This window comes from Streptomyces sp. NBC_00775 (assembly GCF_036347135.1).
GTDB lineage: Bacteria > Actinomycetota > Actinomycetes > Streptomycetales > Streptomycetaceae > Streptomyces > Streptomyces lutosisoli.
This window is the reverse complement of sequence record NZ_CP108938.1, coordinates 1,659,748-1,676,931: the sequence shown is the minus strand read 5'-3', so window position 1 is coordinate 1,676,931 and position 17,184 is coordinate 1,659,748. Positions and strand designations below refer to the sequence as shown.

Sequence of the window (17,184 nt, the reverse complement as noted above, 5' to 3'; positions counted from 1 at the left end):
CCCCGAGCCTACGGGCAGGAGTAGGGTCGGCGGCGAAACCCGGAGGTGAGGGGGACGCCATGGGAGACGCGCGCGGTGCCTCCGGCACGCACGCCCTCAACTGCTCGCTCGACCAGAGCGGTCCGCCGTCGCGCCCCCCGTCGCTTCGTGTGACGGCGATCGCGAGCCTGACGCCCCTGGAAGAACTGGACGCGGATCCCTTCCTGGTCGACTCCCGCAGCCAGCACGCCATGTGCGCCCGCTGGGCCGCCGAACGCGGTTACGTGGTCACGCGGGAACTCCTCGTCCGCGGTCTGCGCCCCGACCACCGCACCCTGTGGGCGGACGTCGAGGCGGGCCTCGTCGATCTCTTCGTCGCACCCAGCCGACGCGTGCTGGAACGCGCCCTCGCCTCGGTCGACGAGTTCACCGCCGAGTGCGTGCGCCGCGGCGTACGGGTCGAGACGGTCGGCTGCGCGGAACCGTCGTACGACGCCCAGATGAAGGCCCGGGTCCACCGCCGCCTGTCCATGCCGACGGCCGGGTACGACGGCCGCTGAGCCGCACTCCGGTAACGGGAGACACACGGCCCCTCCCGCCCGTTGTGACAGGGTGGGAGCAGGCCTCGCGCACCGGGCGGGCCCGGACGTGAGGTGGACGGGGCGTGGGTGGAGCACGTTGGCGGCGGATCCTCAGCGGAGTGTGGCGGAGCATCGCGGTGTGGGCCGTGTCCACGGTCACGATGCTCGTCCTCGCCGGCCTACTGCCCGACTTCCAGTTGCAGTCGGACAACGGGGACAGCGCCACGCAGATCGCCGTCACCGCGGCGGCGGCAGCGGGTGTCTTCGGTCTGCTGTCGTCGCTGGTGTGGCCCCTGCTGGTCAGGGCGTTGCTGCTGGTGCCGGCCCTGGTGCTCGGGCTGCTCGTCTTCTTCCTCAACGGTTCCCTGCTGCTGATCGCCCTGCGGATCACCCCCTCCGGGCAGAGTGAGGTCGCCCCCGAGACAGCCGTGGTCGTCGCCGCCGTGATGTCCGCCGTCGCCTCGGCCACCGGTGGTGCCCTCGCCGTACGGGACGACGACGCCTACCGGCGCAGGCTGTACCGGCTCGCCGACCGGCGCCGCAGGCGCTCCGACGGACAGGCCGGGCCCGCGACCCCCGGCGCCGTCTTCCTCCAGCTCGACGGCGTGGGCCACGACGTCCTGGAGGGTGCCATCGCCAAGGGGCTCATGCCGACCGTGGCGGCCTGGCTCGGTGGCAGGCGTCCGACCCACCGGCTCACCCCCTGGCGCACCGACTGGTCCAGTCAGACCGGCGCCAGCCAGCTCGGCATCCTGCACGGCAGCAACCACGATGTCCCGGCCTTCCGCTGGTACGAGAAGGACAGTCAGGAGGTCATGGTCTGCAACCGGCCCACCAGCGCCGCCGAACTCCAGCGCCGCGCGATCGAGCACACCGGTGACGGCGGACTGCTCACCGTCGACGGCGCCAGCCGCGGCAACCTCTTCAGCGGCGGCGCCGACGAGCTGGCCCTCGTACTGTCCATCGCCGCGAGGAGGGGGAAGGAGAACCGCTCGCGGGCCGGCTACTTCGCGTACTTCTCCGACCCCGCCAACGCCGTCCGCACGGCGATGTCCTTCGTCGCCGAGGTGCTGCGGGAGATGGGCCAGTCCACCTGGGCCCGCTTCAAGAAGCGCCGGCCACGCGTCAAGCGCGGCGGGCTCTACCCCTTCGTCCGCGCCTTCGCGACCGTCGTCGAGCGGGACGTCGTCGTCGCCGCGGTGATCGGCGACATGCTCGCCGGGCGCAACGCGGTCTACGCGGACCTGGTGGCGTACGACGAGGTGGCGCACCACTCCGGACCGTACAGCCGCGACGCCGAGAAGGTCCTGGAGCGCCTCGACCGCTCCCTCGCGCTGATCGCGAAGGTCGCCGAGCACGCCCCGCGGCCGTACCGGATCGTGCTGCTGTCGGACCACGGCCAGAGCCCCGGCGAGACCTTCCTGGCCCGCTACGGGCTCACCCTCGGCAATCTGGTCCGCGCGGGCTGCGGGCTGCCCGTGCCGCGCAGGGCGCAGCGCACGCACAGCGGTGCCGAGGCGCGGGCCGCCGTACGGGCCGCACTGCGCAGGCCGGTCGAGGAGGGCGGTGAGCGGCACCGCCCCTCGCGCGGCTCCGAGCCCATCGTGCTGGCCTCCGGCAACCTCGGCCTGGTCTCCTTCCCCGATGTGCCGCACCGGATGAGCCGCGAGGAGATCGACCGGCGCCACCCCGCGCTGCTGTCGACGCTCGCCAACCACCCCGGTGTCGGCTTCGTCCTCGTGCGCAGCGAGGAGCACGGCGGGCTCGTGCTCGGCGCACACGGCGCGGCGGTGCCGGTGGACGAGCTCGACGACGAACACCCGGGCCCGCTCGCCGACTTCGGCCCCGGTGCCGCCGACGCCGTACGCCGCACGCACTCGTTCCCGCACGCGGCCGACATCATGGTCAACTCCTGGTACGACCCCAAGGAGGGCGAAGTCCTCGCCTTCGAGGAGCAGATCGGCTCGCACGGCGGACTCGGCGGGTCCCAGGCGCGGCCGTTCCTGCTCTCGCCGGTGGCGCTCTCGGTGCCGGCCGCGGAGGGCACCGGACTCGTCGGCGCCGAGCACATCCACCACGTACTGCGGCGGTGGCTGCGCGAGTGCGACGGCCCCCAAGTACCGCTGGCGGCACGCCCGAACGAGCGTGCCGCCTGACGGGCCGGCCCCCGATCGCCGGGGTACGGCCTTGCCCCTGACTACCGGGCCAGTGGTGCGACCACCCAGCGACGCGTCTTGTACCTGCTGTCCCGCTGCCCGATCTCGATCAGCTTGCGGGCCGCGGGGTAGGCCTCGTTGCCCTCGATCTCGTAGCCGATCTGGAGCGTGCCCGGCACGTCCCGGATCTCCAGCCGCTCATGGATCTCGGCGGCGGAGCGCTGCTCGTCGGAGCCCACCACGGCGAGATGCTGGACCAGCCTCAGCTGGGCGGCATGGCGCCCCACCGGTCGCTCGGGGGCAGCTGCTCCGGTGGTACGCGGGGAGTCCCGCGCGCCGGAAAATGGGCTGCGGTGAACGGACTTCGGTGCCCACACTGTTCGTATCGGACACCGCACACCTGCGGGCCCCTCTCGAACACCTCCAAGGAGCCGCTGCGTGCAGGCAGCCGTCACCGTCACTCCCGCCCGTATACCGGAGTTGCTGCTCGGTCTCGCGACCGTGCGGCCGGTCTTCATCTGGGGCGCCCCCGGCATCGGAAAGTCCTCCCTGGTAAGGGAGTTCGCCGAATCGCTGGGACTTGAGTGCGTGAGCCTGCTCGGCACCCAGCTCGCCCCCGAGGACCTCATCGGCGTTCCGCAGATCCGCGACGGCCGGTCCGTGTTCTGCCCGCCGGAGGCGATCGCCCGCGACGAGCCGTACTGCCTGTTCCTGGACGAGCTGAACGCGGCGACGCCGGATGTGCAGAAGGCCTTCTACTCGCTCATCCTGGACCGCCGCATCGGCAACTACGAGCTGCCGAAGGGCTCCATCGTGATCGGCGCGGGCAACCGTGCGACCGACAACGCGCTGGCGCGCCCGATCGCCTCGGCGCTGGTCAACCGTCTGGCGCACGTACACCTGGAGGCGTCCCCGAAGGACTGGCTCGTCTGGGCCGCTTCCAACGACATCCACCCCTGGGTCCTGGACCACCTCACCGACCGGCCCGACCACCTGTGGTCCAAGCCGCCGAAGACGGAGGAACCCTTCTCCACGCCCCGCTCCTGGCACATGCTCTCCGACGCGCTGCGCTCCTTCGGGCCGGCCCTCGACGAGGCGACCCTGAAGGTGATCGCGCACGGCACGCTGACGCCCGCGCACGCCGTCGCCTTCTGCGGTTACGTCAAGATCGTGCGCAGCCGGTTCGGTATCGAGGCCATCATCAAGGGTGACGCCCGCTGGCCCGGCCGCCCGGAGGACCGCGATCTGCTCTACTACCTCGCCGAGTCCTTCCGCGGCCGCCTCGTCAAAGAGCTGCCGGCCAGCAAGGAGCACCTCTCGGAGAACGGCCGCCAGACCGCGTTCCGCGCCAAGTCGCTGCTCGTCCAGCTCGCCGAGATCTCCGTCGAGGTCGCCCAGAGCGTGATCGCCGCCGACACCGACGGCAACCCCGTACTGCCCGCGTGGTTCCTGGTCGAGGCGGCACGGGACATGCCGCGGCTGGTGGAGGCCCGGCGATGAGCGGGGCGCTGCGCGCTCGTCCTCAAACGCCGGACAGGCTGATCCGGCCGTCCGTCGGAGCCCCGCGATGAGCCGCCCCCGTAAGCCCGCGACCGCGGCCAAGCCGGATCCCGCCGCCGAGGCGTTCGCGGAGGGGATGCGGCTGGTGCGGGCCAATCGGGCGCTGGCCGCCATCGGGTTCAGCACCTGCCGGCAGGAGGACTGCGTCAGGGCGCCGCGCGCCGGTCTGGTGTGCGTCGACTCCGACGGCGTCCTGCACGTCCACCCCACCCGCCGCGCCGAGCCGGCCGCCTGGGCCTGGGCCATCGCGCACGCCGTCATTCATCTGGGCTTCGGGCACGTCCCCGCCGCGGTCGGCGAGCGCGTACAGCCCGACCGGTTCGACCTCGCCGCCCGCTGCGTCGTGGTCAACCGCTTCCTGCTCGGCTTCCCGATCGGGCTCACCCCCGAGGACCTGCCCGACTCCTACCCGGACGGCGACGAGGAGCAGCTCGCCGCGCGCTGGCGCCGCGACGGCATCCCGCCCCGGTACGACCATTGCGGCACGGGACGCGACGAGCCGGACCAGCTGCTGGTGCCGTGGAACAACTGGATCGGCGGCTCCCCGCCCGACTGGCAGATCGCCTTCGCGCACGCCCTGACCCGCACCATGGCCGCCGCGATGGACATGGCGGGCGGCCGCCGCGCGTCCATGCGCGGCGGACCCACCCGGCTGCAGCCCTGGGAGAAGGCGCTGAGCTGGTTCATCTCCTCCTACCCGCTGCTCGGCGGCGTCGCGGCCGGCATCACCCTCGTCGCCGACGCCGAACTCGCCCGCGCCCACGGCATCTCGATCGCTGCGGTCAACCCGGAGGCCGCCGAGATCTACGTCAACCCGCTGTGCCGGTTCGACGCCGAGGAATGGCGGTTCGTCCTCGCCCACGAGATGCTGCACGCCGCCCTGCGCCACGGCGACCGCTGCGGGACCCGCGACCCGTATCTCTTCAACGTCGCCGCCGACTACGTCATCAACGGCTGGCTGTGCGAGATGCAGGTCGGCACGATGCCCGAAGGGCTGCTGCACGACCCGGAGCTGAAGGACCTGTCGGCGGAGGAGGTCTACGACCGGATCGCCGGCGACCTGCGCCGGATGCGCCGCCTGTCCACGCTGCGCGGCAAGGGCGCGGGCGACATCCTCGGCGGACCGCTCGGCTCGCCGCGCGACTATGTCGACCTCGACGAGTTCTACCGCCGGGGCCTCGGCCAGGGCCTCGACCTGCACCAGCAGCTGGAGCGCGGATTCCTGCCGGGCGGTCTGGTGGAGGAGATCCGCGCGCTCAGCCATCCTCCGCTGCCCTGGGACGCCCAACTCGCCCGCTGGTTCGACGAGTTCGTGCCCCGCCCCGAGCCCGTACGGACGTACGCGCGCCCCGCGCGCCGCCAGGCGGCGACCCCCGACATCCCGCGCGCGGGCCGCTACTTCCCGCCCGAGGAGATCGCCCGCTGCACCTTCGGCGTCGTCCTCGACACCTCCGGCTCCATGGACCGCACCCTGCTCGGCAAGGCGCTGGGTGCCATCGCCTCGTACGCCGAGGCCCGCGACGTACCGGCCGCCCGCGTCGTCTTCTGCGACGCGGCCCCGCACGACGCGGGATATCTGCCGGTCACGGAGATCGCCGGACGCGTCCGCGTGCACGGGCGCGGCGGTACGGTGCTGCAGCCCGGGATCGACCTGCTGCACCGCGCGGACGACTTCCCGCCCGGCGCGCCCGTCCTGGTGATCACGGACGGTTACTGCGATGTACTGAGGGTGCGGCGCGAGCACGCGTATCTGATCCCGCAGGACGCGCGGCTGCCGTTCACCGCGCGCGGGCCCGTCTTCCGGGTGCGGTGACCTGTCTTCGGGATGCCGTGACCTGTCTTGCGCGTGCGCCGGGCCAGGTTGTGATCGGATGGTGGGTACGGACCCCGAAAACGGGACCTCACTGAAGGGATTCACCGTGGCCACCACGCGCTCTGCACACACCGTCTGGGAAGGCAACCTGCTCGAGGGCAAGGGCGTCGTCACCTTCGACTCCTCCGGCGCCATCGCCCAGCAGCCGGTGACGTGGGCGTCGCGCGCCCAGGACGCGAACGGCAAGACCAGCCCCGAGGAGCTGATCGCCGCAGCCCACTCCAGCTGCTTCTCCATGGCGTTCTCGCACGCCCTCGCGGGGGCCGGCACCCCGCCCACCAAGCTCGTCACCTCCGCCGATGTCACCTTCCAGCCCGGCGAGGGCATCACCGGCATCCACCTCACCGTCGAGGGCTCGGTGCCCGGCATCGACGAGGACGCCTTCCTCGCGGCCGCCGAGGACGCCAAGAAGAACTGCCCGGTCAGCCAGGCGCTGACCGGCACGACGATCACCCTGACGGCGAAGCTCGCCTGACGCTCGTACGCCGATGCCGCGCTTTCCCCGAGGGGGCGCGGCATCGTCATGCGCGCTCCTTTACGCGACCCCGTCCCATTGACAACCAGCCACTCAAGATTTGTGCTGGAGATCGGGCAGAGCCCTGGCGGAAGGGGACGGACATGGCACGTGCGGTCGGGATCGACCTCGGTACGACGAACTCGGTGGTGGCCGTCCTGGAGGGCGGCGACCCCACCGTCGTCGCCAACGCCGAGGGTGCGCGCACCACGCCCTCCGTGGTGGCCTTCGCCAAGAACGGCGAGGTGCTCGTCGGCGAGGTCGCCAAGCGGCAGGCGGTGACGAACGTGGAGCGCACCGCGCGCTCCGTGAAGCGGCACATGGGCGACGTGAGCTGGCGTTTTCCGGAGAAGGACGCCATCGACGGCACCCGCTACCGGGCGCAGGAGCTGGCCGCGCGGGTGCTGCAGAAGCTGAAGCGGGACGCGGAGGCCTACCTCGGCGAGGACGTCACGGACGCCGTGATCACCGTGCCAGCCTACTTCGACGACGCGCAGCGCCAGGCCACCAAGGAGGCGGGCGAGATCGCGGGCCTGAAGGTCCTGCGGATCATCAACGAGCCGACGGCCGCCGCGCTCGCGTACGGGCTCGACCGCGGCGAGGAGCAGACCGTCCTCGTCTTCGACCTGGGCGGCGGCACCTTCGACGTCTCGCTCCTGGAGATCGGCGACGGTGTCATCGAGGTCAAGGCCACCAACGGCGACACCCGGCTCGGCGGCGACGACTGGGACCAGCGGATCGTCGAGCACCTCGCCCAGCGGTTCAAGGCGTCGTACGGCATCGATCTCGGCCACGACAAGATGGCGCTGCAACGGCTGCGCGAGGGCGCCGAGAAGGCCAAGATCGAACTGTCCAGCGCCTCTGAGACCACCGTCAACCTGCCCTACGTCACCGCCACCGCCGAAGGCCCGCTGCACCTCGACGAGAAGCTGACGCGCGCTCAGTTCCAGGAACTCACCGCCGACCTGCTCGACCGCTGCAAGACCCCCTTCCACCAGGCCGTCAAGGACGCGGGCGTGAAGCTCTCCGCGGTCGACCACGTGATCCTGGTCGGCGGCTCCACGCGCATGCCCGCCGTCACCGACCTCGTGAAGGAACTCACCGGCAAGGACCCGCACAAGGGCGTCAACCCGGACGAGGTCGTGGCGCTCGGCGCGGCCCTCCAGGCGGGTGTCATCAGGGGAGACGTGAAGGACGTGCTGCTCCTCGACGTCACCCCGCTGTCCCTCGGCATCGAGACCAAGGGCGGCATCATGACCAAGCTCATCGAGCGCAACACCACGATCCCGACCCGGCGTTCGGAGATCTTCACGACCGCCGTGGACAACCAGCCGTCGGTCGGCATCCAGGTCTACCAGGGCGAGCGCGAGATCGCCGCGTACAACAAGAAGCTGGGCGTCTTCGACCTCACCGGACTGCCGCCCGCGCCGCGCGGGGTGCCGCAGATCGAGGTCGCCTTCGACATCGACGCCAACGGGATCATGCACGTCTCCGCGAAGGATCTCGCCACCGGACGCGAGCAGAAGATGACCGTGACCGGCGGCTCCGCGCTCCCCAAGAACGACATCGACCGCATGATGCGCGAGGCCGAGCAGTACGCCGAGGAGGACCGCGAGCGCCGTGAGGCCGCGGAGACCCGCAACCAGGGCGAGCAACTCGTCTACCAGACGGAGAAGTTCGTCCGCGAGAACGAGGAGCGCATCGCGGCCGACACGAAGACGGAGGTCGAGTCCGCGGCAGCCGACCTGAAACGGCTCCTGGAGGACACCGCCACCGACACGGCCGCCCTGCGCACCGGCATCGAGAAGCTGGCCACCGTCAGCCAGCGGATGGGGCAGGCGATGTACGCGCAGGCCCAGCAGACGCCCCCGGAGGACCAGCCGCCCACCGAGCAGGCCCCGGGCGACGAGGAGGGCGTGGTGGACGCCGAGATTGTCGACGAGGACAGGGGGCCCAAGGACGGCGGCACCGCCTGAAGGTCAGGCGTCCGTCTTCTCCCAGCCCCGCCGTGCCGGCCGCGCCCCGAGCTGCTTCGGGTCGCGGCTGCGGTAGACCACATACGGGCGGAACAGATACTGCACCGGCGCGCTGAACATATGGACCAGCCGCGTGTACGGCACCAGCGCGATCAGCGCCATGCCGATCACCGCGTGGATCCGGTAGAGCACCGGCACGCCCTCCATCAGTTCCGTCTTCGGCTGGAGCGTGAACAGGCTGCGCGCCCAAGGGGCGATGGAATCACGGTAGTTGTAGCCGTCTCCGGTGGCGTGCGAGAGCTTGGCGACCATGCCCATCACGATCGCGCCGAGCAGCACGACGTACATCAGCTTGTCGTTGACGGTCGTCGCCCGGAACACCAGTGAGTTCGTCCGTCTGCGGTAGATCAGCAGCAGGATGCCGGCCACGGTGAGGATGCCGGCCGCCGTGCCGCCGTACAGCGAGAACAGGTGGTACGTGTGCTCGCTGATCCCGAGGGAGTGGGTCCACGACTCCGGGACGAACAGGCCCACCAGATGGCCGACGAGCACGAAGAGGATGCCGTAGTGGAAGGCGGGCGAGGCGATGTTCAGCAGCTTCGACTCGTAGACCTGCGAGGAGCGCGTGGTCCAGCCGAACTTGTCGTAGCGGTAGCGCCAGACGAGCCCCGCGACGAGCAGCGCGAAGGCGATGTACGGCAGGGCGCCCCAGAGGAGGGTCGTCATGAGCGTTCTCCGATGACGGCGAGAGGTTCGTGGCCGAGGGCGCCGCTGGGTTCGACCCCGATGGCGCCGAAGGGTTCGAGGCCGACCTCCTCGCGCGGCGGCCCCGACCGGGCCAGGGCGAGCGCCTCGGCGCGGTCCTTGGGGGACGGGCCGGGAAGGGTGGCGCACACCGCGTCGAGCACCGTCGCGTACGGCGTGCCGAAGTCGGTGAGCGCGATCCGCAGCAACTCCAGGCCGCTGCGGTGCTCCTGGAGAAGTCCGGGTCCGGCGTGCGCGGAGAATTCGAGGACCGCCGGCAGGAAGTCCGGCAGCTCCTCGCCGGTGAACTCCAGGCCGTGCTCCCGGTACACCTCCTTGAACCGCACCAGCGACATCCCACGCCGCCGGGTGTCCCCGTCGCGCCACCAGCTCAGATAGAGGCTGTGGCGGTTCTTGAAGTCGAAGACCTGGACGTAGTGCGCGGCGAGGTCCTGCGGGGCCTCGGTGTCCGCGTGATCGAGGAACTCCCTCAGTCCCGGGGCGGCTTGACGCAGCAGCGGCAGCCGCTCGTAGAACTCCTCGTCCGGATAGCCGAGACAGTACGCGGCGGCCTGATACAGCACGTCGTGCTCTTTCACGTGGACGTTCTCCCGCCGGGTCGTCATGTGTCCTCCCGGTCCGCCGTCTGCCGCTCCCGCAGGGCGTGGAAGTTCTCGATCGTCACCAGCGGCAGCTGTTTGCGGCCCGAGTCCTGGCCGAAGGGCCCGTCGCCGCCCATGCCGGGCCCGCCGTCGTAGTCGAGGCTGCACCCGTCGGGCAGCGCCGACTCCTCCAGACGCCTGGCGTCGCCGACGGCGGCCGTCGGAATGACGTACCGGTCCTCGTACTTGGCGATCGCCAGCAGCCGGTACATCTCCTCGATCTCGTCGGGCTCCATGCCGACGGACGTGGCGACCGACGGGTCGGGCGGCTCGCCGAGGTTGATGGCCCGCATGTGGGAGCGCATGGCGGCGAGTCTGCCGAGCGAGGCCCGCACCGGCTCGACATCGCCCGCCGTGAAGAGCTCCGCCAGGTATTCGAGCGGGATGCGGAGGGTGTCGATCGCACCGAAGAGGTTGTCCAGGTCCTCGCCGTCGTGCCCGGTCTCGGTCAGCGCGTCGACGACGGGGGACAGCGGCGGGATGTACCAGACCATCGGCATCGTCCGGTACTCCGGATGCAGGGGAAGCGCCACCTTGTACGTGCTGATCAGCGCGCGCACGGGGGAGCGGCGGGCCGCCTCCATCCAGTCGTACGGGATTCCGGCGTCCTCGGCGGCCCGCCGCACGGCGGGGTCGTCGGGGTCGAGGAAGACGCCCAACTGGGCTTCGTACAGGGCCTTCTCGTCCTGGGTGGACGCGGCGGCGGTCACCTTGTCCGCGTCGTAGAGGATCACTCCGAGATAGCGCAGCCGTCCCACGCAGGTCTCGGAGCAGACGGTCGGGAGCCCGACCTCGACGCGCGGATAGCAGAGCGTGCACTTCTCGGCCTTGCCGGTGCGGTGGTTGAAGTACACCTTCTTGTACGGGCATCCGGTCACGCACATCCGCCAGCCGCGGCACTGGTCCTGGTCGACCAGGACGATGCCGTCCTCGGCCCGCTTGTACATGGCGCCCGACGGACAGGACGCCACGCACGACGGGTTGAGGCAGTGCTCGCAGATGCGCGGCAGATAGAACATGAAGGTCTGCTCGAAGGCGAACTTCACCTTCTCGGCGGCCTGTTGGCGCACCCGCTGGACCATGGGGTCCTGATCGCCGTGTTCCGGAGCGCCCGCCAGGTTGTCGTCCCAGTTCGAGGACCACTCGATCTTCATCGGCTTGCCGGTGAGCTGCGAGACGGGCCGTGCCACCGGGAAGTCGTCGCCGAGCGGGGCGTCGGTGAGGTTCTTGTAGTCGTACGTCCAGGGCTCGTAGTAGTCCTTGATCTCCGGGAGCCTGGGGTTGGAGAAGATCCCGGCAAGCTTGTGGAACCGTCCGCCCGCCTTGAGCTTCAGCGCGCCGCGCCGGTTCAGCTCCCAGCCGCCCCGCCACTTCTCCTGGTCCTCGTAGCGGCGCGGATAGCCCTGTCCGGGGCGGGTCTCGACGTTGTTGAACCAGACGTACTCCATGCCGTCCCGGTTGGTCCACGCCTGCTTGCAGGTGACCGAACAGGTGTGACAGCCGATGCACTTGTCGAGATTCATGACCATGGCGATCTGGGCCATCGGGCGCATCAGTACTCGACCTCCTGACTGCGGCGGCGGATGACCGTCACCTCGTCGCGCTGGTTGCCCGTCGGGCCCAGATAGTTGAAGGCCCACGACAACTGGGCGTAGCCGCCGATGAGATGGGACGGTTTGAGGATCAGCCGGGTCAGGGAGTTGTGGATGCCGCCGCGCATTCCGGTGGTCTCCGTCTTCGGCACGCCCACCGTGCGCTCCTGGGCGTGGTGCATATAGACCGTGCCGGCGGGCATCCGATGCGAGACGACGGCCCGGGCGACGACCACGCCGTTGCGGTTGACGGCCTCGATCCAGTCGTTGTCCTTCACACCGATGGCGTCCGCGTCCTGCGGGGACATCCAGATGTTCTGGCCGCCGCGCGAGAGCGAGAGCATGAACAGGTTGTCCTGGTACTCGGAGTGGATCGACCACTTGTTGTGCGGGGTGAGATAACGGACCGTCACTTCCCTTTGTCCGTCCACTCCGAGGCGCGGCTCACCGAACAGTCGGTGCATGTCGAGCGGCGGCCGGTACACCGGCAGCGCCTCGCCCAGCTCATGGATCCAGTCGTGGTCGAGGAAGAAGTGCTGGCGCCCGGTGAGGGTGTGCCAGGGCTTGAGGTGCTCGGTGTTGAGGGTGAACGCCGTGTAGCGGCGGCCGCCCGACTCGCTGCCCGACCACTCCGGCGAGGTGATCACCGGCACCGGCGCGGCCTGCGTGTCCGCGTACGTGATCCGCTTGCCCTCGTGCTCGGCGGACAGATGCGCCATCTCCTGCCCCGTGCGGGCCTCCAGCGTGCGGAAGCCCTGTGTGGCCAGGCGCCCGTTGGTCGTCCCGGACAGCGCGAGGATCGTGTTCGCGGCCTTCACAGCGGTGTCGAGCGCCGGACGTCCGTCGGCGGGTCCGCCGCGTACGACACCGTTCAGCTCCTTGAGGTGCTCGACCTCCTCGTCCGGCCTGAGCGCGATGCCCTTGGCGGGCAGGCCCAGCTTCTCCACCAACGGCCCGAGCGCCGCGAACTTCGCCCCGATCGCCGTGTAGTCCCGCTCCACCACCGCCAGGTTCGGCAGCGTCTTCCCGGGCACGGGATCGCACTCGCCGCGCTTCCAGTCCAGCACCAACCCGCCCGGCTGCGCGGTCTCGCCGGGAGTGTCGTGCTGGAGCGCGGTGGCGACGACGTCCTTGCGTACGCCGAGGTGGTCCACGGCGAGTTCGCTCAGCCGCTCGGCCAGCGCCCTGAACGTGTCGAAGTCGGTGCGCGCCTGCCACGGCGGGTCCACCGCCGGCGTGAAGGAGTGGACGTACGGATGCATGTCCGTGGTCGACAGGTCGTGCTTCTCGTACCAGGTCGCGGCGGGCAGCACGACGTCCGACAGGAGGGTGGAGGAGGTCTGCCGGAAGTCCAGCGAGAGCAGCAGGTCGAGCTTGCCCTCGGGGGCCTCCTCGCGCCAGGTCACATCCCTCGGCCGGACCTCGGGCTCCGCCTCCTCGGCCCGCAGCGACGAGTGGGTGCCCAGCAGGTGCTTGGTGAAGTACTCGGCGCCCTTCGCCGAGGAGCCGAGCAGGTTGGCGCGCCAAAGGGTCAGTACGCGCGGCCAGTTCGCGGGTGCGTCCGGGTCCTCACAGGCGAACTTCAGGGTGCCCGACCGGAGTTCGGCCACGACGTTCGCCACCGGATCGCCGAAGACCTCGCCCAGCTTCAGCGGGTTGCGGTCGAACGTCGGATACGACGGCATCCACCCCGAACGCGCCGACAGCGCGAGGCAGTCGGCGCCGGTCATTCCCTTGAACCGCCCCTCGCCGAGCGGGGAGGCGAGCACATCGGCCCCGAACTTGTCGTAGCGCCACTGGTCGGTGTTGAGGAACCAGTACGCGGCGCCGATCATCTGCCGCGGCGGCCTGCTCCAGTCGGCGGCGCCCGCCAGCGTGGCCCAGCCGGTGGCCGGGCGGCACTTCTCCTGGCCGACGTAGTGCGCCCAGCCGCCGCCGTTGCGGCCCTGGCAGCCGGTGAGCTGGAGCAGTGCGAGAAAGGCCCGGTAGATGGTCTCGGAATGGAACCAGTGGTTGGTCCCCGCGCCCATCAGGATCATGCACCGGCCCTGCGACTGCTCCGCCGTCCGCGCGAACTCCCTGGCGATTTTCACGCACTTGGCCGCCGGTACGGACGTGTGTACCTCCTGCCAGGCGGGCGTCCCGGGCGTCTCCGCGTCCTCGTACGAGGAAGGCCACTGGCCGGGCAGCCCCTCCCGCCCCACCCCGTACTGCGCGAGCAGCAGATCGAAGACCGTCGTGACCAGCGGGCCTTTCGCACCGCCGAGCTGTGTCGCCGGAACGCCACGGTGTACGACGTCGCCGCGCCCCTGGCCGTGCTCGCCGCCCTCGGTGTCGAAGCGGGGGAGGAGCACCTCGACACCGCCGGCGGCCTCATGGCCGTACAGGCTCAAATACGGCTGGATGGAGCCCAGTTCGAGGTTCCACTTGCCCTTGCCGGACTCGGTCCAGCGAAAGCCCAGCGAACCGTTCGGTACGACGGCCCGCCCGGTCACCGCGTCCAGGACCACCGTCTTCCACGCGGCGCCCTCGCCGAACTTGCCCACATCGGTGGCGCGCAGGAACTTCGAGGGGACGTACGCGCCGCCCTTCTCCGTCAGGGTCACCAGGAACGGCAGATCGGTGAACTTCCGTACGTAGTCCGCGAAGAAGGGCGTCTCGCGGTCGACGAAGAACTCCTTGAGGACGACATGCCCCATCGCCAGCGCGAGCGCGCCGTCCGTGCCGGGGTGCGGATGCAGCCACTCGTCGGCGAACTTGGCGTTGTCCGCGTAGTCGGGGGCGACGACCACGACCTTCTGGCCGCGATAGCGGGCCTCGGCCATCCAGTGGGCGTCGGGCGTGCGGGTCACCGGGACGTTGGAGCCCCACATCATCAGATACGCGGCGTCCCACCAGTCGCCCGACTCCGGCACGTCGGTCTGGTCGCCGAAGACCTGCGGGGAGGCGACGGGCAGGTCGGCGTACCAGTCGTAGAAGGAGAGCATCGGCGCGCCGATCAGGCCCATGAAACGGGCGCCGGCGGCGTGCGACACCATCGACATCGCGGGGATGGGGGAGAACCCGGCGATGCGGTCGGGGCCGTACGTCTTGATCGTGTGGACATGGGCGGCGGCGACGATCTCGACCGCCTCGTCCCAGGTGGCGCGCACCAGACCGCCCTTGCCGCGGGCCTGCTGGTAGCGGCGGCGGCGCTCGGGGTCGGCCTGGATGTCCGCCCAGGCGAGCACGGGGTCCCGCAAGCGGCCCCGCGCCTCCCGGTACATCTCCAGGAGGACCCCCCGGATGTACGGATAGCGCACCCGGGTCGGCGAGTACGTGTACCAGGAGAACGCCGCGCCCCGAGGACAGCCGCGCGGCTCGTACTCGGGGCGGTCGGGGCCCACCGACGGATAGTCCGTCTGCTGGGTCTCCCACGTGATGATGCCGTCCTTGACGTACACCTTCCAGCGACAGGAGCCGGTGCAGTTGACGCCGTGCGTGGAGTTCACGACCTTGTCGTGGCTCCAGCGGTCCCGGTAGAAGGAGTCCGCCTCACGGCCGCCGGTCAGCCGGACGCTGTGCAGATCGGGAGCCGCCGCACCGGGCCGGAAGTACTTCCCGGCGCGCAGCAGCACGGCGCCCGGCTCGGTGGGCGGTATCCGCGTGTCGCTCACGTGCGCTCCCTTGCTTGCCCATGCTCTCGAAGCTAGGGGCAAGCAGGGGAACGCACCCGCTCACGGCACCCGTACGGGTCAGCGCTTGAGTCCGACCCCCGCGAACACCGGGACAGCGCCCTCCGCCTGGGCCGCCAGGTCCTCCGCCTCCGGACGCCACTCGGAGACCGCGACCACGCCGGGCTCCTGGAGCTCCAGGCCGTCGAAGAAACGCGAGAACTCGGCATGCGTGCGCGGGAAGAAGGGAGTGCCACTGCGCCGGAACAGCTCGGCGGCCTTCGCGACACCCTCGGGGCTGATGTCGGAGGTGACCTGGGTGAGCACCACCTGGCTGCCGGGGGCGAGCGCCTCGACGTACCGCTTGATCAGGCCGTACACATCGTCTCCGTCCGTGGCGTCACCCAGGTAGTGGGTGAGCGCGACCAGCGACAGGGCGACGGGCCGGGTGAGGTCCAGGGAGCCGGCGGCCAGCCGCAGGATGGTCTCGGGGTCGCGGACGTCGGCGTGTACGTAGTCGGTGGTGCCCTCGGCGGAGCCGTGCAGCAGCGCCTCCGCGTGCCGCAGGACGATCGGGTCGTTGTCCGCGTACACGACCTTGGCGTCCGGTGCGACCTGCTGGGCCACCTGGTGCAGATTGGGTTCGGTCGGGATGCCCGTACCGATGTCGAGGAACTGGCGTATCCCCGCCTGCGCGGCGGTCCGCGTCGCACGGTGCATGAAGCGGCGGTTGGCGCGCGCCCCGCGCACCGCCGTTCCGTCCGCGGCGAGGATCTTGCGGGCCAGCTCCTCGTCGACCGGGTAGTTGTCCTTGCCGCCCAGCCACCAGTCGTAGACGCGGGCGGGATGGGGACGACTGGTGTCGATACGGGTGGGCGCGGCTTCACTGCCGGTCATGCGCGTGCTCCTCGGTCGTGTTCGGGCGGCGTGTTCGGATGGCGTGTTCGGGCGGCCTCTCAGAAGCTCTCGCGGAACTCCCGGAGGATCTCTTTGGTGCGCTGGGCGGAGGCCGCGTGGGCCGACATGTGGTCGAGGACCTCCAGATGCAGGGCGACCTCGGCGCGTGAGTCGAGATACAGGGCACCGGTCACGTACTCGCTGTAGACCATGTCCGGCAGCTCGGGCTCCGCGAAGCGGAACAGCGCGAAGGACGTGTACGTCCCCGGGTGCGGGCCGTTCGCGAACTCGGCGACCTGGAGCGTGATGTGATCATGCTCGCTCGCTTCGAGGAGCCGGTCGATCTGGTCGCGCATGACCGAGGCGTGGATGCTGACGGGCCGGCGCAGCACCGTCTCGTCCATGATCACCCAGAGGTGCGGCGGGTTCTCGCGGGTGAGCAGCTTCTGCCGGCTCATCCGCAGCGCCACATGCCGCTCGATGGCCTCGGGACCGGTCTGCCCGACCGTCCCGGCCTCCAGCACGGCCCGCGCGTAGTCCTCGGTCTGCAGCAGCCCGGGCATGAAGTGCGGCTCGTACGAGCGGATCATCCGGGCGGCGCCCTCCAGGCTGACGTGCATGCTGAACCACTCCGGCAGCACGTCGTGGAACCGCTGCCACCAGCCCGGCTGGTTCGCCTCCTCGGCCAGCGCGACGAAGGCGCCCACCTCGTCGTCGGCCACGCCGTACGTCGTCAACAGCACCTGCACGTACGGGATCTTGAGGGCGACCTCGGCCATCTCCATGCGCCGTACGGTCGCCGGGGCGACCCGCAGCACACGGGCCGCCTCCTCCCGCTTCAGCCCCGCGGCCTCCCGCAACTCCTGAAGCCGCCGCCCGAGCACCACCTGCCCCACGGTGGGCGCAGCCCGCCGCTCACTCACGCCACGCCTCCCCACGCGCCGAAGTACCCGAGCAGTGTGTCATGTCCCACCCACAACCCTCACAGAATCCGCCG

13 protein-coding genes are annotated in these 17,184 nt (G+C 70.6%); 6 read left to right on the top strand and 7 right to left on the bottom strand.

Going from position 1 to position 17,184, the window contains the following annotated elements; genetic code table 11:
• The first annotated feature begins 59 nt into the window (after positions 1-59).
• Both OIC96_RS07615 and OIC96_RS07610 read left to right on the top strand, forming a co-directional pair.
• Entirely contained in the window at positions 60-539 is a 480-nt protein-coding gene (locus OIC96_RS07615; protein ID WP_330308623.1) for a hypothetical protein, read from the top strand.
• A 104-nt stretch (positions 540-643) separates the two neighbouring features.
• A complete protein-coding gene (locus tag OIC96_RS07610) occupies positions 644-2,716 on the top strand; it encodes a phage holin family protein (protein WP_330308624.1) in 2,073 nt (690 codons plus the stop codon).
• Positions 2,717-2,757: 41 nt separating this feature from the next.
• Here the strand turns inward: OIC96_RS07610 and OIC96_RS07605 are convergent, their stop codons facing one another.
• Entirely contained in the window at positions 2,758-3,003 is a 246-nt protein-coding gene (locus tag OIC96_RS07605; RefSeq protein WP_330308625.1) for a hypothetical protein, read from the bottom strand.
• 151 nt (positions 3,004-3,154) lie between these two features.
• Here OIC96_RS07605 and OIC96_RS07600 point away from each other — a divergent pair, with 151 nt between their 5' ends.
• The 4 genes from OIC96_RS07600 to dnaK all read left to right on the top strand — a co-directional run bounded on the left by OIC96_RS07600 (position 3,155) and on the right by dnaK (position 8,639).
• Entirely contained in the window at positions 3,155-4,216 is a 1,062-nt protein-coding gene (locus OIC96_RS07600; RefSeq protein ID WP_330308626.1) for an ATP-binding protein, read from the top strand.
• A gap of 67 nt (positions 4,217-4,283) precedes the next feature.
• On the top strand, positions 4,284-6,089 hold the full coding sequence (locus tag OIC96_RS07595; RefSeq protein WP_330308627.1) for a vWA domain-containing protein: 1,806 nt from the start codon (positions 4,284-4,286) through the stop codon (positions 6,087-6,089).
• 106 nt (positions 6,090-6,195) lie between these two features.
• Positions 6,196-6,624 carry an OsmC family protein gene (locus OIC96_RS07590; RefSeq protein ID WP_327433289.1) on the top strand — a complete coding sequence of 143 codons (429 nt, stop codon included), beginning with the start codon at positions 6,196-6,198 and terminating at the stop codon, positions 6,622-6,624.
• Positions 6,625-6,767: 143 nt separating this feature from the next.
• Positions 6,768-8,639: a molecular chaperone DnaK gene (gene dnaK, locus OIC96_RS07585; protein ID WP_330308628.1), complete on the top strand. Its 1,872-nt coding sequence runs from the start codon at positions 6,768-6,770 to the stop codon at positions 8,637-8,639.
• A 3-nt stretch (positions 8,640-8,642) separates the two neighbouring features.
• On the opposite strand, the gene narI is transcribed toward dnaK, so the two are convergent.
• The 6 genes from narI to OIC96_RS07555 all read right to left on the bottom strand — a co-directional run bounded on the left by narI (position 8,643) and on the right by OIC96_RS07555 (position 17,110).
• A complete protein-coding gene (gene narI / locus OIC96_RS07580; protein ID WP_330308629.1) occupies positions 8,643-9,365 on the bottom strand; it encodes a respiratory nitrate reductase subunit gamma in 723 nt (240 codons plus the stop codon).
• Complete coding sequence (gene narJ, locus OIC96_RS07575) at positions 9,362-10,009, bottom strand: nitrate reductase molybdenum cofactor assembly chaperone (RefSeq protein ID WP_330308630.1); 648 nt, start codon at positions 10,007-10,009, stop codon at positions 9,362-9,364. Before narJ ends, narI begins: the two co-directional genes overlap by 4 nt.
• Positions 10,006-11,598 carry a nitrate reductase subunit beta gene (gene narH / locus OIC96_RS07570; protein ID WP_330308631.1) on the bottom strand — a complete coding sequence of 531 codons (1,593 nt, stop codon included), beginning with the start codon at positions 11,596-11,598 and terminating at the stop codon, positions 10,006-10,008. Before narH ends, narJ begins: the two co-directional genes overlap by 4 nt.
• Positions 11,598-15,293 (bottom strand): nitrate reductase subunit alpha, encoded by a 3,696-nt coding sequence (locus tag OIC96_RS07565; protein ID WP_330308632.1) that lies wholly within the window; start codon positions 15,291-15,293, stop codon positions 11,598-11,600. The genes narH and OIC96_RS07565 overlap by 1 nt, the downstream gene beginning before the upstream one ends.
• Positions 15,294-15,371: 78 nt before the next feature.
• On the bottom strand, positions 15,372-16,187 hold the full coding sequence (locus OIC96_RS07560) for an SAM-dependent methyltransferase (protein WP_330308633.1): 816 nt from the start codon (positions 16,185-16,187) through the stop codon (positions 15,372-15,374).
• Positions 16,188-16,246: 59 nt separating this feature from the next.
• On the bottom strand, positions 16,247-17,110 hold the full coding sequence (locus OIC96_RS07555) for a helix-turn-helix domain-containing protein (protein ID WP_330308634.1): 864 nt from the start codon (positions 17,108-17,110) through the stop codon (positions 16,247-16,249).
• Positions 17,111-17,184: the final 74 nt, after the last annotated feature.